Origin of the sequence: Ovoidimarina sediminis (assembly GCF_032586175.1) — a bacterium.
GTDB lineage: Bacteria > Pseudomonadota > Alphaproteobacteria > Rhodobacterales > Rhodobacteraceae > Ovoidimarina > Ovoidimarina sediminis.
Window position 1 is genome coordinate 38,332 of the sequence record NZ_JAWHTE010000003.1, and the last position, 22,297, is coordinate 60,628.

The 22,297-nt window shown below is 66.1% G+C and carries 24 protein-coding genes and 2 tRNA genes; 9 read left to right on the plus strand and 17 right to left on the minus strand.

What is annotated here, in order from left to right; translation table 11 throughout:
- Positions 1-49 precede the first annotated feature (49 nt).
- Positions 50-1,096, plus strand: a complete 1,047-nt coding sequence (locus tag RXV90_RS04705; RefSeq protein WP_316647214.1) for a YeeE/YedE thiosulfate transporter family protein — start codon at positions 50-52, stop codon at positions 1,094-1,096.
- On the opposite strand, the gene RXV90_RS04710 is transcribed toward RXV90_RS04705, so the two are convergent.
- From RXV90_RS04710 to RXV90_RS04770, 13 genes are all read right to left on the minus strand, one after another.
- On the minus strand, positions 1,072-2,142 hold the full coding sequence (locus tag RXV90_RS04710; protein ID WP_316647215.1) for a YeeE/YedE family protein: 1,071 nt from the start codon (positions 2,140-2,142) through the stop codon (positions 1,072-1,074). The two genes, RXV90_RS04705 and RXV90_RS04710, sit on opposite strands and share 25 nt — an antisense overlap.
- Positions 2,143-2,196: 54 nt before the next feature.
- Positions 2,197-2,628, minus strand: a complete 432-nt coding sequence (locus tag RXV90_RS04715; RefSeq protein WP_410482343.1) for a DUF302 domain-containing protein — start codon at positions 2,626-2,628, stop codon at positions 2,197-2,199.
- 87 nt (positions 2,629-2,715) lie between these two features.
- Positions 2,716-3,981 (minus strand): NAD(P)/FAD-dependent oxidoreductase, encoded by a 1,266-nt coding sequence (locus RXV90_RS04720; protein ID WP_316647217.1) that lies wholly within the window; start codon positions 3,979-3,981, stop codon positions 2,716-2,718.
- Positions 3,982-4,007: 26 nt separating this feature from the next.
- Positions 4,008-4,724, minus strand: coding sequence for a c-type cytochrome (locus RXV90_RS04725; protein WP_316647218.1), 717 nt, complete (start codon positions 4,722-4,724; stop codon positions 4,008-4,010).
- Positions 4,721-5,983, minus strand: coding sequence for a c-type cytochrome (locus RXV90_RS04730; protein ID WP_316647219.1), 1,263 nt, complete (start codon positions 5,981-5,983; stop codon positions 4,721-4,723). Before RXV90_RS04730 ends, RXV90_RS04725 begins: the two co-directional genes overlap by 4 nt.
- Entirely contained in the window at positions 5,967-7,232 is a 1,266-nt protein-coding gene (gene soxC, locus RXV90_RS04735; RefSeq protein ID WP_316647220.1) for a sulfite dehydrogenase, read from the minus strand. Before soxC ends, RXV90_RS04730 begins: the two co-directional genes overlap by 17 nt.
- 37 nt (positions 7,233-7,269) lie before the next feature.
- The gene (gene soxB / locus RXV90_RS04740; protein WP_316647222.1) at positions 7,270-8,967 is read right to left on the minus strand and encodes a thiosulfohydrolase SoxB; all 1,698 of its coding nucleotides are present in this window, start codon (positions 8,965-8,967) and stop codon (positions 7,270-7,272) included.
- A gap of 91 nt (positions 8,968-9,058) precedes the next feature.
- Complete coding sequence (soxA, locus tag RXV90_RS04745; RefSeq protein ID WP_316647223.1) at positions 9,059-9,913, minus strand: sulfur oxidation c-type cytochrome SoxA; 855 nt, start codon at positions 9,911-9,913, stop codon at positions 9,059-9,061.
- Between the two features lie 24 nt (positions 9,914-9,937).
- Positions 9,938-10,267: a thiosulfate oxidation carrier complex protein SoxZ gene (gene soxZ / locus RXV90_RS04750; RefSeq protein WP_316647224.1), complete on the minus strand. Its 330-nt coding sequence runs from the start codon at positions 10,265-10,267 to the stop codon at positions 9,938-9,940.
- Positions 10,268-10,285: 18 nt separating this feature from the next.
- The gene (gene soxY / locus RXV90_RS04755) at positions 10,286-10,708 is read right to left on the minus strand and encodes a thiosulfate oxidation carrier protein SoxY (RefSeq protein WP_316647226.1); all 423 of its coding nucleotides are present in this window, start codon (positions 10,706-10,708) and stop codon (positions 10,286-10,288) included.
- Positions 10,709-10,721: 13 nt separating this feature from the next.
- Complete coding sequence (gene soxX / locus RXV90_RS04760; protein WP_316647228.1) at positions 10,722-11,195, minus strand: sulfur oxidation c-type cytochrome SoxX; 474 nt, start codon at positions 11,193-11,195, stop codon at positions 10,722-10,724.
- 101 nt (positions 11,196-11,296) lie between these two features.
- Positions 11,297-11,875 carry a thioredoxin family protein gene (locus RXV90_RS04765; protein ID WP_316647229.1) on the minus strand — a complete coding sequence of 193 codons (579 nt, stop codon included), beginning with the start codon at positions 11,873-11,875 and terminating at the stop codon, positions 11,297-11,299.
- 12 nt (positions 11,876-11,887) lie between these two features.
- The gene (locus RXV90_RS04770; RefSeq protein ID WP_316647230.1) at positions 11,888-12,628 is read right to left on the minus strand and encodes a cytochrome c biogenesis CcdA family protein; all 741 of its coding nucleotides are present in this window, start codon (positions 12,626-12,628) and stop codon (positions 11,888-11,890) included.
- 78 nt (positions 12,629-12,706) lie between these two features.
- Between RXV90_RS04770 and RXV90_RS04775 the strand changes: the two genes are divergently transcribed.
- The 3 genes from RXV90_RS04775 to RXV90_RS04785 are packed head-to-tail and all read left to right on the plus strand — an operon-like array spanning position 12,707 to position 14,554.
- Positions 12,707-13,078, plus strand: a complete 372-nt coding sequence (locus RXV90_RS04775; RefSeq protein ID WP_316647232.1) for a hypothetical protein — start codon at positions 12,707-12,709, stop codon at positions 13,076-13,078.
- A 5-nt stretch (positions 13,079-13,083) separates the two neighbouring features.
- On the plus strand, positions 13,084-13,458 hold the full coding sequence (locus RXV90_RS04780) for an ArsR/SmtB family transcription factor (protein ID WP_410482344.1): 375 nt from the start codon (positions 13,084-13,086) through the stop codon (positions 13,456-13,458).
- Positions 13,459-13,501: 43 nt separating this feature from the next.
- The gene (locus RXV90_RS04785; protein ID WP_316647233.1) at positions 13,502-14,554 is read left to right on the plus strand and encodes a YeeE/YedE family protein; all 1,053 of its coding nucleotides are present in this window, start codon (positions 13,502-13,504) and stop codon (positions 14,552-14,554) included.
- Positions 14,555-14,571: 17 nt separating this feature from the next.
- Here the strand turns inward: RXV90_RS04785 and RXV90_RS04790 are convergent.
- Positions 14,572-14,647: transfer RNA gene (locus tag RXV90_RS04790), tRNA-Arg, on the minus strand.
- Positions 14,648-14,786: 139 nt separating this feature from the next.
- Here RXV90_RS04790 and RXV90_RS04795 point away from each other — a divergent pair.
- Entirely contained in the window at positions 14,787-15,845 is a 1,059-nt protein-coding gene (locus RXV90_RS04795) for a LacI family DNA-binding transcriptional regulator (RefSeq protein WP_316647234.1), read from the plus strand.
- A gap of 200 nt (positions 15,846-16,045) precedes the next feature.
- Positions 16,046-17,827, plus strand: a complete 1,782-nt coding sequence (locus RXV90_RS04800; protein WP_316647235.1) for a M10 family metallopeptidase — start codon at positions 16,046-16,048, stop codon at positions 17,825-17,827.
- 123 nt (positions 17,828-17,950) lie between these two features.
- On the opposite strand, the gene ykgO is transcribed toward RXV90_RS04800, so the two are convergent.
- Entirely contained in the window at positions 17,951-18,076 is a 126-nt protein-coding gene (ykgO, locus tag RXV90_RS04805; RefSeq protein ID WP_005850168.1) for a type B 50S ribosomal protein L36, read from the minus strand.
- A gap of 76 nt (positions 18,077-18,152) precedes the next feature.
- A tRNA-Val gene (locus RXV90_RS04810) sits at positions 18,153-18,227 on the minus strand.
- 167 nt (positions 18,228-18,394) lie between these two features.
- On the opposite strand from RXV90_RS04810, the gene RXV90_RS04815 reads away from it, so the two are divergent.
- The 3 genes from RXV90_RS04815 (at position 18,395) to RXV90_RS04825 (ending at position 20,621) form a co-directional block, all read left to right on the plus strand.
- The gene (locus RXV90_RS04815) at positions 18,395-19,255 is read left to right on the plus strand and encodes an N-formylglutamate amidohydrolase (RefSeq protein WP_316647250.1); all 861 of its coding nucleotides are present in this window, start codon (positions 18,395-18,397) and stop codon (positions 19,253-19,255) included.
- Positions 19,256-19,437: 182 nt separating this feature from the next.
- Complete coding sequence (locus tag RXV90_RS04820; protein WP_316647253.1) at positions 19,438-20,343, plus strand: NAD(P)-dependent oxidoreductase; 906 nt, start codon at positions 19,438-19,440, stop codon at positions 20,341-20,343.
- Positions 20,344-20,483: 140 nt separating this feature from the next.
- Positions 20,484-20,621, plus strand: coding sequence for a hypothetical protein (locus RXV90_RS04825; protein WP_316647254.1), 138 nt, complete (start codon positions 20,484-20,486; stop codon positions 20,619-20,621).
- Positions 20,622-20,705: 84 nt separating this feature from the next.
- Here RXV90_RS04825 and RXV90_RS04830 read toward each other — a convergent pair whose 3' ends face one another.
- A complete protein-coding gene (locus RXV90_RS04830; RefSeq protein ID WP_410482345.1) occupies positions 20,706-22,178 on the minus strand; it encodes a DegQ family serine endoprotease in 1,473 nt (490 codons plus the stop codon).
- Between the last annotated feature and the right edge of the window lie 119 nt (positions 22,179-22,297).

A 22,297-nucleotide genomic window follows, 5' to 3' on the forward strand; every position in this document is an offset into this window, starting at 1 on the left:
ATAACATAGAACGCATGTCCCAATCGCTTGGTCGAATGGGATATGCGACATGCTGCTGGAAACACTGGATCTCGGGCTTGAAACCCGCACGCTTCACCTGATCGCGGGGCTCCTTCTGGGGCTCGTCTTCGGCGTGGCCGCACAGATCTCCCGCTTCTGCCTCCGCCGCGCCGTCGCGGGCGCCCCGGAAGAACGCGGCTCGGCGGCCGCCGTCTGGGTCACCGGCCTCGCCGCCGCGATCCTGGGCTTCGCCGCCGCACAGTCCTTCGGGGTCATCGCGCTCGACGATCACCGCTTCCTGTCGCCGTCCCTCCCCGTGGCCGCCATCGCCCTCGGTGGCCTGGCCTTCGGCGCGGGGATGGTGCTGACCCGGGGCTGCGTCTCGCGGCTCACGGTTCTCTCCGCCACCGGCAACCTTCGCGCGGTCACCGTGCTTCTGGCCTTCGCAGTCACGGCGCATGCCACGCTGAAAGGCGTGCTGGCCCCGGTCCGCACCACGATCGGGTCGGTCAGCGTAGATCTGCCCGTCGGCACGCTGGCCGAGATCCCCTTCGGCCTCGCCGCGCTGGCCGCCGCCGCCACCGTGCTGGCCGCGTTCCTCGCGCTGCGCTCCGGCGCGAAGCCCCTGCAACTCGCCCTCGGCGCGGTCGTGGGCCTCGTCGCGGTGGGCGGCTGGATGGCCACAAGCACGCTTCTCTTCGACGAATTCGAACCGCTGCCCGTGCAGACCGCCGCCTTCACCCTGCCGTGGAGCGACAGCCTGTTCTGGGTCATCGCCTCCACCGCGATTCCCGCGGGCTTCGGCGTGGGCTTCATCGGCGGCGTCCTCGGCGGCAGCTTCCTCAGCGCCGCGGCCCGGGGCGAGTTGCAGCTGCAAAGCTTCAGCGCACCGGCCGAAACCCTGCGCTATGTCTCGGGCGGCGTCCTGATGGGCGTGGGCGGCGTGCTCGCGGGCGGCTGCACGGTGGGCGCGGGCCTTTCGGGCACCGCGACGGGCAGCCTCGCGGCGCTTCTCGCGCTCGCCTCCATCATCGCGGGCGGCTGGGCCGTCGCCCGGCTTCAGACCGGGGCTCAGGGCGTTCTGACGACCGCCTGACTACCGCTGCCCATGAGAAGCCGGTGCGTCACCATCGCACCGGCCCACATCGCGAAGGCCGCAACCCAGGCGGTCAGCGAAAACACCGATCCGCCCGACATGCCCGCGCCCACGGCACAGCCCCCGGCCAGCATGGCGCCGAACCCCATGAGGCAGGCGCCCAGCAGGTAACGCTCCATCGGCGTGTCGGGGCCGAACCGCTCGATCCTGAACTCGCGGCGGAACACCGCCATGGCGAAGGATCCCAGCATCACGCCGGGCACCAGCCCCACGCCGAAACTCGCGGGCATCCTGGGCGCGGTGACAAGGCCCATCAGCGTATCGGTCGAGGGGCCGGTGAAGGTGATCGAGGCCACGGGCACGATCTCGAACGAGGCCTGCGAAATCCAGTAGGTCATCCCCCAGCCCAGGCCCACCGCAACCCCGACGATGGCCCCGGCCACCGCCCGCCCCGGCTCCACCCTGCAGAACGCCGCATAGCCCACGGCAAGCATCAGGGCCGCGGCCGCAAACAGCGCCGCGCCCCCGTGCCCGGCCCCCAGCATCGCCAGAAGATCGCGCCCCGTCCCGCCCGGCACCGTCCAAAGCGCCGAAAGCGCCTCGCGCGGCCGGGCCAGAACCCCGCTCAACGCCGCCTGCGCCACAAGCGTCAGCACGAGGCCCGACACCAGCGCCCGCAGGTTCCCGGTCGAGGCCAGCACCAGCAAACGGCTCGCACAGCCCCGCGCAAGGATCATGCCCGCGCCGAACATCAGCCCGCCGATCACCGCGCCCGACAGGCTGCCGGTGGCGGCAAGCTGCCGCGCCTCGTCCACGTCAAGCCAGCCCGCGACGATCGCCGCCTGCACGCTCAGCACCGCGGAAAAGAAGGCGATCAGCCAGATCGCAAGGCTCGGGCCCGGCCGGCCCGAGGCCACCTCCACCGTCGCCGCGCGCAGGCAGAACCGCGATCGCTGGGCCGCCGCGCCGAAGATCACGCCGACAACGGCCCCGGAGAGCATCAGCGTGCCCCCGTCCCCCAGACTATCGATCAGCGCCTCGAGCATCGGATCTCCGCAGCCCCTGCGCAGCCGCCGCCCGGTGCGCGCTCGGGCCTCGGCCTATTCGGCCACGGCCTCCTCGATGATCTCGTCAAGCATCGCTTCCACCCGGTCCATCACCCCGTCGGGATAGTCGCGCCGCCCCACCATCACGCCATCCCCCGTCTCGGCGACGAAGATGCCATAGGGGCATTCGGCGATGTTCATCGGGTCGGCTTCCATCATCTCGCGGCTGACCACGGCGGAACAGAAGACGAAGATATCGGCCGCCTTGAAAAGCTCGGTGTCGCTGCCGACATCGGCCCCGGTCCGGTTCAGCATGTCGCCCACGTGGCTGACATAATCGATCACCAGACCCGCGCCGACGATCGCGCTTTCCACCGCGAAGGTCGCGTCTTCGAAGCTGCCGTCGAAAGGTTTCACCATCGGCTCACCGGCGCTCGCGGCAACCGGCAAACCCAAGGCACAAGCGAAGAAAAAAGAGCGTAGCATTCTGTCCATCCTCCTCTACGCATACCCTTGCCCGAAAACGCGGTGCGCGCCTTGATACAGATCAGCCGCGCGCCCCCGAAGGCAGGGTTATCCAAACATGTCGGTGGTGATCCCCGTGTACCAGCCTTCCGATTCCATATAGGTGGCCCGGCGCACCTCGGCGCTTTCGCCGGTCTGGCTCACGAAACCGTCGACCTTGGCGATCTTCTCTTCCGTCGCCTCGTAGGTCGCGCCCACCTTCACGCCATCCTCGGTCGCGATCAGCGACCAGCAGGTATTGGCGAATTTCGCCGGGAACACCCGCGATCCGGTCAGCGCGCCCCGCACGGCATTCGCGCACACCTTGGCCTGGCTGTTCGCCGAGAAGCCCGATTTCGGCATATCGCCCTGAAGCGCGGAATCGCCCAGCACATAGATATCCGGATCGGCCTTCGATGACATGTCGGCGGCGTTCACCGGCGCCCAGTTGCCGTCCGTGACACCCGCGATCTCGGCGATCCGGCCCGCCTTCATCGCCGGGATCACGTTGCAGACATCCACCTCCGTCACCTCGCCGTCGATCGTCAGCGTCATCGCCGCGGGATCGACCGAAACGATATCGCCGCCGAAATCCGGCCCGATCCGCTCGATCATCCCGCCGTAATGGGCCATCCAGCCTTCTTCGAACAGCGCCTGCTTGGAAAAGCTCTCCTTCGGATCCGCGATCAGGATCTTGGCCGTCGGATTGTTGGTCTTCAGGTAATGCGCCACCATCGAGATCCGCTCATAGGGCCCCGGCGGGCAGCGATAGGGGTTCGGCGGGGCCACCATTGCGAAGGTGCCGCCCTCGGGCATCGCCAAAAGCTGCGCCTTCAGAAGCTCCGATTGCGACCCGCCCTTGTAGGCATGCGGCATCGCGTTCTGCGCGGTCACGTCCCAGCCCTCGACCGATCCGTCGACGAAATCGATCCCGGGCGACAGGATCAGCTTGTCATATCCGATGGTCGATCCCCCGGCGAGGCTCACGGTCTTCGCATCCCGGTCGACGCCCACCGCCCAGTCATGGACGACGTTGACGCCAAACTCGCCCGCCAGCGTGCCGTAGCTGTGGCCAAGCTCCTCCATCGTCTTGAACCCGCCCAGGTAGAGGTTGGTGAAGAAACAGGTGTAATAGACCCGCGTGGGCTCGATCAGCACCACCTCGATCTCGCCATCCGAATCCTTCGCGATGTACCGCGCGGCGGTCGCCCCGCCACAGCCGCCGCCCACCACGACGACCCGCGGTGTGCCATGCCCGGCGGCATGCACCATGGGCGCGGCAAGGCTCGAGGCCGCAACGGCGGTTCCGATGAATGTCCGTCTGTCCAGTGTCATTGATATCCTCCCACGATCTGAATGACTTACGGGCCAAGACCCTCGAAATACGCCGCCAGGGCGGCAATCTCTTCCGGCGACAGGCGTCCGGCGATCATCTGCATCACCGGGTTCAGCCGCACCCCGTCGCGATAGGCATGCATCGCGACCACGAAATCCTCCTCCGGCCAGCTGACGATCGACGGGATGCCGGCATCCCCCCCGCTCGCCTGGTGGCAGGTCGTGCATTCCGACGACAGGTACTCACCGTACTCGGCATCTCCTTCGAGCGCGAGGATCGCGGGGTCAACGCTGTGATCGGTGCCCCGCGCGGTCGGATCGGCCTCGGGGATATCCGAAGGATTGGCCGAGAAGAGCCGCAGATAGGCCAGAAGATCCGCGCGCTCTGCGGCATCCTTCATGCCGGGATAGCTCATCCGCGTGCCCGACGCGAAGGTGCGCGGGTTCTCGATATAGGCGTCCAGCGTATCGGCATGCCATTCGATCCCGTTCGCCCCCACCCGGGCGAGGCTTTTCGAATAGCGGAAGTCGTCCAAACTCCCCGCCCTGCGGCCGAAGAGGCCGTTCAGGTGCGGGCCGATCCGGTGCCGCGCGCCCTGCCCCACCTCGTGGCACCCGGCGCATTCGGCGAACAGGCGCTCGCCGTTCTCAACCGATCCGGTCTCGGCGGCATGGGCGGCGGAGACACCTGACAGAAACGCCAGCGCGGCGCCTCTTGTCAGGGCCCCCGCCCGGGCCCTCATCCCCCGGCCGCGCGGAGGTAGGCAATCATCGCCTCGATCTCGTCCTCGCTTTTCAGCCCGGCGAAGGACATCTTCGTGCCGCTCATGTAATCGCGCGGCGCCGCCAGGAAGGCCGACAGGCTCTCCTCGTCCCAGACCCGGCCCTCGTCGGCGGCGGACTGGAAGGTGCCGGAATAGCGGAACCCGTCGATCCCGCCGATCGTCCGGCCCATCACGCCGTTCAGATGCGGGCCAGAGCGGTTCTTCGCCCCTTCGCCGATCTGGTGGCAGGCGGCGCATTTCTTGAACCCTTTCTCACCTTCAGCCACCAGCGCCGGGTCCGGTCCGGCCGCGGCCATCTCGGTGTCCGCCTCGGCGGCAGGGGCGGCAGAAGCTTCCTCGAACACCTCTTCCGCCTCGGCGGCCGCCTCTTCGGTATCGGGCGTCACATCGAGGAACGAGGCGCGCTTGGTGATCTCCACGCTCTCCTTGCAGCCTTCCATGCAAGGCTCCTGGCTCAGAACCGGATATTCCGTCTCGGCCCGGTCATCCACGAAGAAGCCATCGGCATTGTACATCGAGACTTCGGTGAAGTTCTCGTGGCTCAGCTCGAAATCGTCATCCACCATGTTGTTCGAATAAAGGATATAGGCGGTGATCGCGTAAACCTCGTCATCGGTCAGCGTCTGCGCCGCGCCGAAGGGCATCGAACGGTGCACGTAATCCCAGACCGTCGACAGGTGCGGCCAGTACGACCCCACCGTCTTCACCGGGTCGCGGTCGTCCAGCGTGTCGAACCCGCCCGCCAGCACCGGCCAGTTGCCTACGCCCTCGGCGAATTCGCCGTGGCAGGCCGCGCATTTCTCGGAAAACACTTCCTCGCCGGTCCAGACGTCGCCACGCCCCTCGGGCAGGCCCCGCCCGTCGGGCAGAACGTCGACATTCCAGGCCGCGATCTCTTCGGGCAGGGCCGCGCGACCCAGGCCATATCCGTCCGCGCGCTCCGGCACGGGGGCGTTGACGGTGCCGCCGCTCGCCAGCCGCACTTCCGCCTCCGCCTGTATCTCGGCAATCCGCGCGTCAAGCTCGGCGGCCCGCGCCGCCGCCTCGCTCGCGCCTTCGGCGGCCGCGCCTGCCTGCGCCTCGGCCGCCTCTGCTCGTTGTTCCAGCCGCTCGATCTTGTCCGCGCCGTAATCGCGCGAGGCCACGCCATAGGCGACCCCGACCATCAGCGCGAACCCCCCGATTGCGGGGATGATGACGTTAGGAGATTTCGACATTCTCAGCCGCTCCTTCCGAATTGATATACCAGGTCTGGATCCCGTTATTGTGGTAGACCGAATTTTCCCCGCGCATCTCGCGCAGCTGGTCCTTCGTCGGCTGAACGTATCCCGTCTCGTCCATCGCGCGGGACTGAAGCAGCATTTCCGACCCGTCCCACTCGATATCGAGGTAGAACCGCGTCAGCGCCTTCGCATCGCCCTGCCGGCCAAGCCGCGCGGTCTGCCAGGTGACGCCGCCATCGGTCGTCACGTCGACCCGCGTGATCCGCCCGTGGCCCGACCAGGCGAGGCCCGAAATCACCAGGGGCCCCGGCCCGTGGGTGATCGGCGATTGCGGGCTGGGCGAGGTGATGACCGATTTGGCATCCATCACCCATGTCCATTTCCGCGCCGATCCGTCTTCCATGACATCGGTGTATTTCGAGGTTTCCTCGCGGCTTTCCACCGCGGCATCCAGCACCTCGACACGGCGTAGCCACTTGACCCAAAGGTTGCCTTCCCAGCCCGGCACCACCAGGCGCACCGGGTACCCGTGCTCCTTGCGAAGCGCCTCCCCATTGGCCTTGAACGCCACCAGCACGTCGTCCAGCGCCTTTTCCATCGGGATCGACCGGCCGTTCGACGAGGCATCCGCCCCTTCGACATAAACCCACTTGCCCGCCAGATCGCCCGCCGCATCGAGGCCCGCTTCCTTCAGAAGCGTCCTCAACGGCACGCCGGTATATTCCATGTTGTGAATCATGCCATGGGTGAACTGCGCGCCATTCAGCTGCGCGCCCGCCCATTCCATGCCGGTGTTCGCGGCGCATTCGCAGAAATAGACATGCGTCTCGCGCGGGAAGCGTTCCAGATCGGCATAGGTGAACACCAGGGGCGTATCCACAAGCCCGTTGATCATCAGCCGGTAATCTTCCTTCCGAAGCGAGATCGCCCCCGAATGGTGCCGCTCGAAGGCACAGCCCTGCGGCGTGATCGTCCCGTCCAGCGCATGGATCGGCGTGAAGTTGATCGACGAGATCGGCCCCGCCGTCAGCCACTCGACGTTCCGCCGGATCACGTCGCTTTCATATTCGATCGGCAGGCCATAGGGCACTTCGTCGACACCCGCTCCGGTGTACATCGCCCAGTCCTGCACTTCGGTGATCAGGGGATCGGGCTCCGCCGCACTGGCGCTCCCGGCCGCAAGCCCGGCGGTCATCGCCGCCCCACCCTTCAGTATACCCCGGCGTGTCGTCTTGCCGTTCATGCTGAAACCTCTTTCTGTCCAGTCCGTTTCGCGCGCCTCACATCACCACCTCGACCGAGGTGTTGGGCGTCACCGTCACCGTGCCCTGTTTGCGGATATGGGCCTCCACCACATCCCAGATCGGCGGGCCTTCGGTGCCTTCGTTGACGCTCGCCCACCCGGTCACGACATAGCTCCGGCCCGGGTCGATCGCCTCGCCCGTCGCCAGAAGCGTCATGTTGCTGATCCGCTCGCCCTGGGGTTTGTTCACATCGATCCGGTAGCCAAGGCCGCCGGTGCGCACCATGTCGCCCCCCTGCTGAAGATAGGGATCGGGGTTGAAGATGTTGTCGGCCACGTCCTCCAGCACGATCTTCAGGAATTCGCCCGTCATTTTTGTGCGATAGGCTTCCGGGTAGGTCATCGAGGTGACGTTCCAGATGTCTTCCCTCGTGATCTCCTGCCCCGGCACCATCGACGGCCCCCAGCGCACGCCGGGCGACAGCGCGATCTCGGCATCACGCTCCGACAGAAGCGCCTCGCAGATCAGGTCGTCCCAGGTGCCGTTAAAGTTGCCCCGGCGGTAAAGCGTGCCGTCGGTCTGCCCGATGACTTCCGACAGCGTGTCGATATGGGGCGCGCGTTCGGCATCGATGATCGCCGTCATCTCCGGATCGGGCGTGATCACGTCCGAAAAGATCGGGATCAGCTTGTGCTTGTATCCCATCATCTTCCCGTCCCGCACGTCCAGGTCGATCCGGCTCACGAATTTCCCGTTCGATCCCGAAGGCACGATCACCGTCTGCCCCACGAGCACCGGTTCGGGCAGCGCGTCATGGGTATGCCCCGACAGGATCACATCGATCCCCGGCACGATCCCGGCCATCTTCTTGTCGGTGTCGAACCCGTTATGCGACAGCACGACAACGCAATCGGCGCCTTGCGAGCGCACTTCGTCCACCATCGCGGCCATGTTCTCGTCGCGGATGCCGAAGGTGAATTCGGGGAACATCCAGCGCGGGTTCGCGATCGGCATATAGGGGAAGGCCTGGCCGATCACCGCGATCTTCGCCCCGCCCCGCTCGAAGAACGTATAGGGCGGGAAGAGGTCGAGCATCGGCTCATCCCATTCCGCGTCGAAGATGTTCTGGCCAAGCGCCGCGAAGGGCAGGCCCTCCACAAGCTCCGTCACCCGGTCGGTGCCCAGCGTGAACTCCCAGTGGAAGGTCATCGCGTCCGGCCGAAGCGCGTTCATCACGTTGACCATGTCCTGCCCTTCGGTGTGATAGCAGGTGTAGGATCCGTGCCATGTGTCGCCGCCATCCAGCAGAAGCGCATCGGGCCGGTCGGCCCGGATCGCCTTGATCACCGTCGACACGCGATCGAGCCCGCCGACCCGGCCATACATATCCGCCAGCGCCGCGAAATCGCCCGACGACAGCGCGTAATGCGACGGCGAACCGTCGTCGATCCCGTAGAAGCGCCGGAAATCCGCCCCCGTCAGGTGCGGCACCGCGCCGGCATTCGCGCCCACGCCCAGGTTCACCGAGGGTTCGCGGAAGTAGATCGGCTTCAGCTGCGCGTGGATGTCCGTGATGTGGATCAGCGAGACATTCCCGAACGTGTCGAACTGAAGAAGCTGGTCCTGGGTCAGCGCCTGCTGCGCGGCCAGCCGCGCCCAGTTGCCGAAGCCAGAGCCCCCGACGATGGCCGAGGCCGCCATACCGACCTGAAGGAAATCGCGGCGCGAGATCATGGGGTCAACTCCATATCAAATTCGCATTTATGAATGCGATGAAAGTGAAAACGCCCGCGCCCCCGGAAAACGGGGGGCGCGGGCGCTCAGGTTACTGGCGGACGGCCGGCGTTTCGACCGAAAGCCCGTTGCCCCGCGAGGCGACGTAAAGCTCGAGCGCCCGGAACTCATCCGAACCTTCCGCGAAGGTCTCGGCCATCGTATCGCGAATACAGCCGCGGAAACGGTTGTGCTTCGAGATCAGCTTGGCCTGCTTCAGACGATAGGTCGGGAAGCCGTTGATCTGGCCCTGGCTCAGGTGGTCGGCCCGGATCATGTTGCCCCAGTTGTCCTCGTGGCAGTTCGCGCAGGAGAGTTCGAGTTGCCCGTAGCGGGTGTAGTACATCTCCTTGCCCTGCTCCCAGTAGGGCGCAGCCTCGCCATCGATCGCGACATCCATGGGCATCCCGCGGGATTGCAGCCCGATCAGCGCCACCATGGCCTGCATCTCGTCGCCCGACCACTTCAACGGCTCCGCGCCCATCTTCTCGGCGCGGTGGCTGTTGATCAGGTCTTCCATCGTCGTCAGCTTGCCGTTGATCACCTTCGGCATGCTCGCGGTCAGGCCCTTGAACTCCTCGGGCCCCTCGTGACAGGACGCGCAGGATTTCCCCTCGCTCCCGTCAGCGGTGTTGAACGCATCCATCGCCTGATCGACGAACAGCATCGACGGGTTGTCGAAGTCATCCATCTGCAATGCCTGCGTCTCGTCGGTGCGGAACCGCCAGCCCGAATATATCGTGCCGCCAAGCGCCCCGTCGAGATGCGCCGGTGCCGCGACTTCCGTCGCGATTTCGGTCTCGTCGTTCACGACAAGCGAATCGTCATCCGGCTGGGCATGGGCCGCACCCGAAAGCGCGAAGCCAAGCACAGTGGCGGAAAGGACCCCTCCCGTTAGTCTTCTCATGGTTTTCCTCCCGTTCCGCCGGTCTCAGCTGACCTCGACGCTCTTGGTCTCGGTGTAGACATCGCCCGTGTCGTCGTACCAGGTGAAGGTGAAGTCACCCGATTCCGGCACCACGGCCTCGAACTCGAAATAAGGGTTGGTCGAGATCGCGGGCGCCAGCACCACGTCGATCACGGTCTGCCCGTTGAACTCGGCGGTGAAGCGGTTGATGATCGACCGCGGGATGACGTTCCCGTCCGAATCCTTCCGCTGGCCCGATTCCATCTGGTGGCTGATCAGCGTCTTGATGGTGATCGCCTCGCCGGCGCTGGCGGACGAAGGAACTTTAACGCGGGGTTTGACTTTGTTTGCCATGTCGCCCTCTCCTTTCGCTCAGCCGCCGCAGCCGCCGATGGTGACTTTCACAGGCACGCTGGCCTGCATGAAACTGCCGTCCGCCATTTTCGCCACGGCGACGACGTTCTGCGACCCGGCAAGCCGGATCCGCGTCGACGCGGTCTGCGAGGCCGACAGCGGGCCGAACCGGAAGGTCGCGACACCCGGAAGCGGGTTGCCGTCGGCATAAAGCCGCACTTCAACCGCGCCCGGCGCGCTGACCGAGATCGGAACGGTGTTGCCGTTCTCCGCGATTTCCGGCGCATCGATCGTGATGCCGCCTTCACCCACGGCCGCGCCGCCGGTGAAATCCGCGATCGCACCCACCTCTTCGACCGCCGCGAAAGCGCGGATCGGCAGAAGGGCGGCGGCCGCGGCGCTCGCCCCGAGGGCCATCAGTTTACGTCTTGTAAATGTCATTGGTTCCTCCTGCTCAGTTTTCCTTGAGCGTCATCAGATAGGCCACCACATCCTCGACCTGCTGCGCGGTCAGAAGCGGCTGTACTTCCCCTTCCGCGGCCTTGCCGGTGAAGCCATTGCCGGGGCGGGTATAGCCTTCGGTGCGGTAGAACGAGGGCATCATCGAGCCTTCGAACATCACCTTCGCATTCGCGACGATGCCGCGAAGCTCGGCCTCGCTCCAGCGATCGGCCACACCATCCAGCGGGGGGCCGATCTCGCCATGAAACGGCAGGTGCGATAGCGCACTGACCGCATGGCAGGCGATACAGTTGCCCGACCCCTTGTTCATGATCGTTTCGCCGTCGGCAGGATTGCCTGGCGCACCGCTCAGCGACGTTGCGACGGCGCCGTCCTCGAAGACGACCTCCGTCGGCTTGATCTCCCCGGCACTGACGGCCGGGGCGGTTAGGGCAACGAGGGTTGCCACGACGACCGGATATTTCATGAGTCCTCCCTTGGCCGTTTTTCAGTAGACTATGGCACACATTCCGGATCACGCAACAACAAATTCAATTAAATGAATTATTGCTCCTCATGGTTGCGCGCTCAGTCGGTCGATCTATCGTTGCGTTCCTGCACGCGGCGCGCGTGGTAGCGCTGGAAATCCTCATCTCCGTCAAGAAGATAGCGCTTTTCCGCGACCCAGGTCATCAGGTCGATGGTGGTGCCCTTGGCAAAGGCGCCCGGCATCATCGCCACCGCCGCCTGCGCCGCGGACTGCCCTTCCTCCACATCTTCGGCGATGTACATGAGAGTCGGCGTGAACATGACACCCCACTTCCGGATCATGTCCTTCTCGGGCATCACCTCGCCGTCGAAATCGGTCACCTCGATATCGCCATGCAGGTTCAGCTGCACCACGAAGAACGTGTCCTGAAGCATCGCGGTCACATCGGGGTCGGGGTAAACCTCCTTGTGCATCTTCGCGCAATAGCTGCACCCGCGCTGCTCCACCATCAGCAGAAGCCGCTTGCCCTCGGCCTGCGCCTCCTCAAGGTCTTCCGACAGATCCTTGAACGTCTCCCGCATCCAGGGCGCCTTGTGCAGCCCGTCATCCCCCAGTTCCGCCGCCTGCACCCCGCCCGCCAGCAGAATCGCCGTCACCACCATCAGAAATCGTTTCATTCTCTCCTCCTCTCACCCAACGGCGCTGAAGACCGGAAAGGTCTCCAGAAGCCAGAAAGCAATGTAATTGATCGTATTCGTCGCGATCAGGATGCCGAAGACGATCAGCAGAACGCCCATCGCCTTCTCCACCGTACCAAGGTGCTTCCGAAATCGCTTCATCCAGGCCATGAACGGCCCGATGAACAGCGCCGCCAGGATGAACGGCGCCGTCATCCCCACCCCGTAGGTGAACAGAAGCGCCGCCCCCTGGCCCGCGCTGCCCTGCGCGCCGGCCATGAAGAGAATCGCCGCCAGCACCGGCCCCACGCAGGGCGTCCAGCCAAAGGCGAAGGCCAGCCCGATCACATAGGCGCCCAGCAGCCCGGCATTCGACGTATCCCCCGCCTCCGACCGGAACTGGCGATAGAGGATACCGATCTTGATCACGCCAAGGAAATGCAGGCCCATCGCGATGATGATCGCCGCCGCGATCCAGCGCAGCACGTCGAACCATTCGCGCACCATCTGCCCGAAGATCGTCGCGGTCGCCCCAAGGCCCATGAAAACGGTGATGACGCCCAGCGCGAACAGCGTCGCGGCCAGGACGGCGCGCGCCCGCACGGCCCCCGTGACGGCACCGCCCGCCGTCACCTGGTTCATGCCCACGCCGCCAAGATAGCTCAGGTAGAACGGCACCATCGGCAGGATGCAGGGCGACAGGAACGACAAGAGGCCGGCGACGAAGGCGCCGAAAAAAGTCACGTCAAACATTGACGAATGCCCACATCGCTGAAATATTCAATTATTAGATTATGTTTCGCGGTATGGTCCGTCAATCAGGATAAGGTCGTGAAAACACTTTTGACGCTTCTCGTCGCCGGGCTTCTGAGCCTGCCCCTCGCCGCCTCGGCCGAGGTCAGGCTTCTGATGGCCGAGGAACATGGCTGCACCTGGTGCGCGCGCTGGAACGCCGAGATCGCCCATATCTATCCAAAGACGCCCGAAGGCCGGGCCGCACCGCTCGAACGCTTCGATCTGCACAGCGAGACGCCGGAAGGGGTCACCCTCGCCTCCCGCGTCCGGTTCACCCCCACATTCATCCTCGTGCGCGACGGCGCGGAACTCGGGCGCATCGAAGGCTACCCGGGCGAGGATTTCTTCTGGTGGCTTCTGACGAAGCTGCTGGACGACGCGGAAATTCCACTGGACACGACAGGGTGAACCCAATGTCTCTCGACGCCAACGCAAACCCCGACCAGCCGTCACGCCTTCCGGTGTTCGACGAAAACATGTGCCGCGAGGACATGGAAAGGATGGTCCGGAACGCCCAGCGCGCGTCGAACTTCCTCAAGGCGATCAGCCACGAGGGGCGTCTGATGATCCTCTGCCACCTCGCCTCGGGCGAAAAATCGGTGACCGAGCTTGAAGATCTGCTCTCCGCCCGCCAGGCGGCGGTCTCGCAGCAGCTCACGCGCCTCCGCCTCGAAGGGCTCGTGACCCCGCGACGCGACGGCAAGGCGATCTACTACAGTTTGACAGACGACCGTCCGCGACAGATCATGGAAGTCGTCTACGATCTGTTCTGCCGGTCGGAAGACTGACACCCGGGGGCAACGAATCCTCCGGCCCGTGTGGGAGGGGAACATGCTTGAGCTGCTGGGCGAGGCGAATGCCGCCGCGCTGGTCGGGCTCGTTGGGGGGATCGCGCTGGGCCTCGCGGCGCGGATAGGGCGATTCTGCACCCTCGGCGCGATCGAAGACGTTCTGTATTCATCGGACAACCGGCGCATGCGGATGTGGGGGATCGCCGTCGGCGTGGCGGTGATCGGCGCGCATCTGGCGATGGCGCAGGGCCTCCTCGACGGGGCCGAAACCGCCTATCTCGATCAGGTCTGGAACCCGCTTGCCACCGTCCTGGGCGGCCTCGCCTTCGGCTACGGCATGGCGCTGTCGGGCAATTGCGGCTACGGCGCGCTGGCGCGGCTCGGCGGGGGCGATATGCGCTCTCTCGTGATCGTCATGGTGATGGGGCTTTCGGCCTACGTGGTGATGTCGGGGCCGCTCGCCTATGCGCGCGTCTTCCTCTTTCCGGTCGAGATGATGCCCGAAACCCCGCAGGGCTTCAGCCAGCTCGCGACCTCCGCCGGGCTCTCGCCCACCCTCACGGGGCTTCTGATCGGCGGCGCCCTCGTCGTCGTCGCCATGGCGGGCGGCGGCATGCTCAGATCCCCGGGCCATGTCTTCTGGGGCACCGTCGTCGGCCTCGCCGTCGTATCGGGCTGGATCGGCACCGCCTGGATCGCCCAGACGGGCTTCGGCAACGAACCCATCGAAACCCACCGCTTCGCCACGCCCATCGGCGACACGATCTTCTGGAGCATGACGGCCAGCGGCAATGCGCTCTCCTTCAGCGTGGGCTCGGTGCTGGGCGTGGTGATCGGCGCCGTCCTCGGCAGCTATTCCAAGGGCCATTTCCGCTGGGAGGCCTGCGAAGACCCGCGCGAGCTTCGCCGCCAGATCTTCGGCGCGGTGCTGATGGGCGGCGGCGCCGTCCTCGCCGTGGGCTGCAGCATCGGCCAGGGCATCGCGGCCTTCTCCGTCCTCGCCTACAGCGCCCCCGTCGCCTTCGCCGCGATCTTCGCCGGCGCGGCGCTCGGGCTTCGCCAGCTCATCACCGGCTTCAGCCCGGCCGAATAGGCGGCGAACGGATCGGCTGGCGGCCCCGATAGGATTCGAACCTATGACCCACCGCTTAGGAGGCGGTTGCTCTATCCCCTGAGCTACGGGGCCCAGCCACGCTCTTGTTGCCCGTCCGCGCGCGCCGGTTCAAGGGGGCACGGCGAGGGCGATGGTCTCTTGCAAGAACTGGTGCCGCCGTGCATTGATGGGGGCGTTAGCGTTAACGAGACTGCACGCCCGGGGCCCTCCCATGACCGAGAAACTCACCAGGAAATCGAACAGACCCCTGACGCTGAAGGATGTTTCCGAAGCATCCGGCGTCAGCGAGATGACGGTCAGCCGGGTTCTGCGCAACCGCGGCGACGTCAGCACGACGACCCGCGAGAAGGTGCTGACTGCGGCGCGCGATCTGGGCTACGTGCCGAACAAGATCGCGGGCGCGCTCGCCTCCAGCCGGGTCAACCTCGTCGCGGTGATCATCCCGAGCCTGTCGAACATGGTCTTCCCCGAGGTTCTGTCGGGCATCAGCGAAGGGCTCGAGGACGGGCCCCTGCAACCGGTCGTCGGCGTCACCCATTACCGGCCCGAACGCGAAGAACAGGTGCTTTACGAAATGCTCTCCTGGCGGCCCTCGGGCGTCATCGTGGCCGGGATCGAACATACCGAGGCCAGCCGCGCCATGCTCGCCGCCTCCGGCATTCCGGTGGTCGAGATCATGGATACCGACGGGCGGCCCATCGACAGCGTCGTCGGCATCAGCCACCGCCGCGCGGGCCGCGAAATGGCGCGCGCGATCGTGAAGGGCGGCTATACGAAGATCGGCTTTCTCGGCACCAAGATGCCGCTCGACCACCGCGCCCGCAAACGGTTCGAGGGCTTCACCGAGGCGCTGGCCAAAGCCGGGCTCGAGGTGATGGACCAGGAATTCTACGATGGCGGCTCCGCCCTCGTGAAGGGCCGCGAGATGACGCAGACCATGCTCGAACGCTCGCCCGAGCTTGATTTCCTCTACTACTCGAACGACCTGATCGGTCTGGGCGGGATGCTCTGGTGCATCGAACAGGGGCTCGAAATCCCGGGCCGGATCGGGCTTGCGGGCTTCAACGGGCTCAACATGCTCAACGGCTTCCCCACCCGCCTCGCGACCATGAACGCGATGCGCCGCGAAATCGGCAAGGCGGCGGCGGAAATCGTGAAGGGCTCGATCGCCGAAGGCACGGCCACGGCGGGCCAGCACATCGAACTCACCCCGAAACTCGAACCCGGCGACACGCTGGGCCGGAAGACGGTGTTCGATCCCGAACCCTGAGCCGCAAACCCCGAGCCGCCGAGGCTTTCCTAAAATTCTAGACAATCTTCACCGGATCGTGCCGGACACGCCACGATTCAGGCTTCTTTGAGGGCTTCCTGCTACCCGGATCTAACGAGTGACGGGAGCTTCGCGTGACAAACTCCAATTTCCATGACCGGCCCGGCCCGGCCCGTTTCCCCGTGTCGGAGGGCTAGGCCATGTGCACAACCTGTATGGCGCTCCGCCCCTATGACGATACCTGCCCCTACCGCGACGCGGTGCAGGACGGGCAGACCACCGGCGACGGCGACGCAACCGCCGGGTCCACCGCGGTCTGGTCGGCCGATCAGGTGGCCACCTACCTGACCACCGGCTACTGGGGGGCAGGCCCGCTGTCGTTCAACGTGTCGGTCGGCGGGACGCTTCTGGTCAACCTTTCGGGCCTCAACATCTACGGCCGCACCCTGGCCGAAGCCGCGCTTGATGCCTGGAGCGATATCACCGGCATCTTCTTCCAGGAAACCACCAGCACGGCCCATATCACCTTCGACGACAACAACCCCGGCGCCTACGCACAGTTCAGCTATTACGGCGACGGCACGATCGTCTCCTCCTTCGTGAACGTCAGCACCTCCTGGATCGGCACCAACGACCGGATCGACAGCTACGGCTTCCAGACCTACCTGCACGAGATCGGCCACGCCCTCGGCCTCGGCCATGCCGGGCCCTACAACGGCGGCGCCAGCTACGGGGCCGACAACCTCTATGCCAACGACAGCTGGCAGATGAGCGTGATGTCCTATTTCGACCAGGCCGAAAACACCGCGGTCGACGCCAGCTTCGCCTATGTCGTCACGCCCATGCTCGCCGATATCCTGGCGATCCAGTCGCTCTACGGCGTGGCCGCCACCCGCTCGGGCGATACCGTCTACGGGCTCGGCGGCAATTCCGGCACCTATCTCGATACCTGGACGGATCTTTCCGCCCCCACGGCGCTCACCCTTCTCGACAGCGGCGGGCGCGACGTGATCGACCTGTCGCACAGCGCGTTCGCGCAGCGGCTCGACCTCCGGTCAGAGGCGGTCTCCGATGTGCTCGGCCTCACCGGCAACCTCGTCATCGCCCGCGATACGGTGATCGAAGAGGCCCGGACGGGCGTGGGCAGTGACACGGTGACGGGCAACGCGGCCGACAACACCCTGCGGCTCGGCGACGGCAACGACACCGGCGACGGGCAGGACGGCGCCGATACGATCTTCGGCGAAGGCGGCGACGACATGCTCTCGGGCGGCGCGGGCGACGACACGCTCGACGGCGGCATTGCCGAAGACACGCTCAACGGCGGCGACGGCAACGACACGCTCCTGGGCGGCGCCGGGTTCGATACGCTCAACGGCGGCGCGGGCGATGACACGGGCTTCGGCGGCGCCCAGGCCGACAGCCTTTACGGTGGTGCCGGCAACGACACCTTCCATGGCGACGAGGGGCGCGACCGGCTCTTCGGCGACGCGGGCGACGACTGGCTCTCGGGCGGCGCGGATGACGACATCATCCGGGGCGGAACCGAAGAAGATACGCTTCTCGGGGGCGCGGGCGACGACATGCTCTGGGGCGACGGCGGGTTCGATCTTCTCCGGGGCGGCGACGGCGACGACCAGATGTGGGGCGGCAACCAGGCCGACAACCTCTACGGCGACGCGGGCAACGACCGTTTCTTCGGCGGCGCGGGCAACGACAATCTGGGCGGCAATTTCAATGCCGACACCTTCGTTTTCGCCGATGGCCACGGGTCCGACACGATCGTCGATTTCGAGGCGCTGAACGTCTTCGAGAAGATCGATCTCTCGGGCGTGACCGCGATCACCGATTTCGACGATCTGTCGAACAACCATCTCACTCAGGACGGCGCGGACGCGGTGATCACCGGCGCGGGCGGCGATCAGATCCGGCTGACCGGGGTGTCGATCACCGATCTCGACGACACCGACTTCCTGTTCTGACCGCGCAGCGAGGTCCCGGGTCGGGCCCGGGACGGCGTTGCGCCCCCCAAAACCGAAAAGGCCGCCCTCGACGGGGCGGCCTTTCTCTCACTGGCCGGCCTAAACCGGCGCGGAAACCGGGCCTCAGCCCTGCCGCGCCTTGAACCGGCGCTGGGTCTTGTTGATCACATAGACCCGGCCCTTCCGGCGGACGACACGACAGTCGCGATGCCGGTTTTTCAGCGAGCGAAGCGAATTCCGAACCTTCATCGGTCTTCTCCTGCAGTCGCGGGCGCGTCGCGCCTCGGATGAACCTCTGCCGCCGGTCGCCCGGCAGCGCTCTCGATGGTGGGCGGTACTGGGATCGAACCAGTGACCCCTACGATGTCAACGTAGTGCTCTACCGCTGAGCTAACCGCCCGTCCCGGTCGGGCCCAAGGCCCGGTCCTGCCCAAAGAACAAGACGCGCGAAGTTCCCTTCCCGCGCCGGTGCCCGGGTCTATAAAAGAGAGGCTTCGTGACTGCAAGGCCTTTTGGCAGCGCATGGCTTCGGTCTATAGTCACCGCGCGAGGGACGAAAGGACAGGAATGCTGGCAGCATACGAACTGGCGATGCCGGAGGCTCAGACAACCTCCGTGCTCTTTGCATCCCCGCATTCGGGCCGCGATTACCCGGCCTCCTTCCTGCGCCGCAGCATCCTCGACCAGCAGACGATTCGCTCCTCCGAAGATGCCTTCGTCGATCTCCTCTTCGATTGCGCGCCCCGCTTCGGGTCGCCGCTGCTCGCGGCGCGTTCGCCGCGCGCCTATATCGATTTCAACCGCTCGGCCGAGGAACTCGACCCCGCGCTGATCGAAGACGTCCGCTCCACCGGCCACAACCCGCGCGTCAGCTCCGGCCTCGGCGTCGTGCCCCGCGTGGTGGCGAACGGCCGCGCGATCTATCGCGGCAAGCTTTCGCGCCGCGAGGCCGATCAGCGCATCCGCGAACACTGGTATCCCTATCACCAGGCGCTCGACACGCTCCTGAAAAACACGGTTCGCCACTTCGACGAGGCGATTCTCGTCGATTGCCATTCCATGCCTCACGAGGCGCTGGAAAACGTCGTGCACCCCAAGGGCATCCGCCCCGATATCGTGCTGGGCGACAGGTTCGGCGCGGCCGCCGGCGGCGCGGTGGTGGACAGGATCGAGGCGGCCTTCGCCGCCGCCGGCCTCTCGGTCATCCGCAACGCCCCCTTCGCGGGCGCCTTCTCGGCCCAGCGCTACGGCCGCCCCTCCCGCGGGCAGCACGTGATCCAGGTCGAAATCGACCGCTCGCTCTACATGGACGAGGCGCGCATCCGCCCCAACGCCAACTTCAAATCCTTCCGCCAGCTGATCGAAGGCATCGTCGCCGAAATCACCGCGATCGGCCGCGAAGACGCGACACCGCTCGCCGCCGAATAACCCTTCATTTTGGTGGAAATACTCCGGGGTCGTCATTGAAGCGCCATTGGTCCGAGCGACAATGGCGACGGGCAGCGCCCCACATGGATCGCCGCGCACCAGCGCGGGGAAACCGCTTTCCCCCCGTCCCCCCGCCGCGTATCACCCGGAAGGGAAACACCTGAAATCGGGGAGGTCATCACATGGACAAGGCAAACACAGGCGTCATCGGGGTCGGGCTCATGGGCCACGGCATCGCGAAGAACCTGCTCGAAAAGGGCCACCCCCTCACCGTGATGGCGCATCGCAACCGCGCCCCGGTCGAGGATCTGATCGGGCGCGGCGCGACCGAGGCGAAGACACCCCGCGAGATGGCCGAAGCGGTCGACATCCTCCACATCTGCGTCTCGGGCAGCCCCGAGGTCGAAGGCGTGATCCGCGGCCCCGACGGCATCCTCGCCAGCGGCAAGGCGGGGCTTATCGTCATCGACTGCTCCACCTCCGATCCCGTCAGCACGCTGCAACTCGCGGATGAGCTTGCCGCGGCGGGGATGATCCTCGTCGACGCCCCCCTCGCCCGCACACCGAAGGAGGCCGAGGCGGGCACGCTCGACACCATGGTCGGCGCCGATCCCGAAACCTTCGCGGCGATCCGTCCCGTCCTCGCCTGCTGGGCGGCGAACATCGTGCATCTCGGGCCCGTGGGGCTTGGCCACAAGATGAAGCTCATCAACAACTTCATCGCCATGGGCTACGGCGCGCTCTATTCCGAAGCGCTCGCCATCGCCCGCAAATCCGGCCTCACCGCCCAGCAGGTCGATGACGTGATCCGCCCCGGCCGGCTCTCGAACGGCTTCTACGAAACCTTCATGAAATACACGCTCGAACGCGACGAGGATGCCCACCGCTTCTCGATCCGGAACGCGGCGAAGGATATGCGCTACCTCGCCAATCTCGCCCTCGCCGTGGGGGCGGTGAACCCCGTGCAGGGCGCGGTCCGCAACGCCTTCGCGGGGATGGAGGCCGAGGGCGAGGGCGACCGCTACGTGCCGATGCTGGCCGATTTCATCGCCGCCCGGAACGGGCTGCCCCCGGTCGACGACGCCTGACACGCGCCCAATCCGCGCGCCGCGCCGGGCTTTGTTTCCCGGCCCGCGCCAATCCGCGCCCCGATTTTGCGCAGGGGCGCTTCCCGCGCAAAGTGCGCCGGCCCGGGACGATCCCGGGCGGCCCTATGGGGGAGCCTGCCATGGCATCGCACATCACCTGGATCGCGGCGACGGCGATCATTCTCGGCGCCGTCTCTGGCGCAACGGCCGGCTACTGGAACGCCGAAACCGGCGCCCGCGAGGCGCAGGATGCGGTCGCAACGGCCTGGCGGATCTGACCCTGGGCCATGAACGAGAACGGGCGCCCCCGAAGGCGCGCCCGTGTCCGTAAAAGGCTCTCTGCCAGAACCGTCCGTCTTGCCTCAGCCCTCGTCGAGCGACAGCGCCACGAAGCGCGGGTCTCCGGCCCGGCGCACGAGCAGCAGAAGCGATTTCCGCCCCGCCTCCCGCGCCCCGTCGATCCGGTCTTCCAGATCGGCGATGGTCGCCACCGGCTGCTGCCCCGCTTCGGTGATCACGTCACCGGGGCGCAGGCCCTTCTCGAAGGCCTCGCTGTCTTCGGCCACGTCTTCCACCACGAGGCCCTCGTCAGTCGCCCCAAGGCCAAGCTGCTCGCGCAGCTCGTCGGTCATGGTCGAAATCGACAGGCCCAGGATCTCGCGCGTCGCGGGCTCCTCGTTGGCCGGCGCCGAGGCCGGGATCGCCCGTTCGGCATCCTCGCGGCGGCCAAGCGTCACCATCAGCGTCTGGGTTTCCCCGTCGCGCCAGACACGCACGCGCACCGCCTTGCCCACCTCGGCATTGCCGACGCGGCGGACAAGCTCGCGGGTATCGGCCACGTCGCGGCCGTCGAAGGACAGGATCACGTCGCCCTGTTCGATGCCCGCATCCGCCGCCGGGCCTTCCGGCACGTCGGTCACAAGCGCGCCCGCGGTGCTCTCAAGTCCGATCGCCTCGGCCACGTCGTCAGAGACATCCTGGATCCGCACGCCAAGCCAGCCACGCCGGGTTTCGCCGTATTCCTCGAGCTGGGCGATCACGTTCTGCGCCACCCGGCTCGACATCGCAAAGCCGATGCCGATCGATCCGCCATTGGGTGACAGGATCGCGGTGTTCACCCCGATCACCTCGCCCCGCATGTTAAAGAGCGGGCCGCCCGAGTTGCCGCGGTTGATGGCCGCGTCGGTCTGGATGTAATCGTCATAGGTGCCCGACAGCGCCCGGCCCCGGGCCGAAACGATCCCGGCAGACACCGAGAAGCCCTGCCCAAGCGGGTTGCCCATGGCCATCACCCAGTCGCCCACGCGCGATTCTTCCGAATCGCCCCAGGGCACGAAGGCCAGCGGTTCGTCTGCGGCGACCTTCAGAAGCGCAAGGTCGGTGTTCGGATCGGTGCCGATGATCTCCGCCTCAAGCTCTCCGCCTTCGAAGAACTCGATCAGAATCTCGTCGGCGCCCTGGATCACGTGGTTGTTCGTGACGATATAGCCGTCTTCCGAGATCACGAAGCCAGAGCCAAGTGCCTGGCTGCGGCGCGGACGGCGCTGGCCGTCATCGTTGCGATCCAGGAAATCGCGGAAGAAATCCTCGAAGGGCGAACCTTCGGGCACGATCGGCTGCGGTCCGCCGGCGCCGGCGGCCACGGTCGTCGATGTGGTGATGTTCACCACCGCCGGGCTCACTTTCTCGGCGAGATCGGCGAAGGTGTTCGGGCGGCTTTGGGCCTCTACGGCGAGGGCTTGCGCAATCAGGAGGGCGAACCCCACCACGAGCGCCCAGAACGCCGCCAGGGGCGAAGGGGTGCCCCGTGGGATGGCGAGTGCCTGTGTCTTCACTGCTTGCTCCTTTTCGGGTTTGTGGCCCCCGGGACTGCGCAGGGGGGCGCTGCAGGTCTCTTGTCTAGATAGATGCCCGGTGCCGCAACGCAACACTTGCTGACATTTGCTCAACCGGT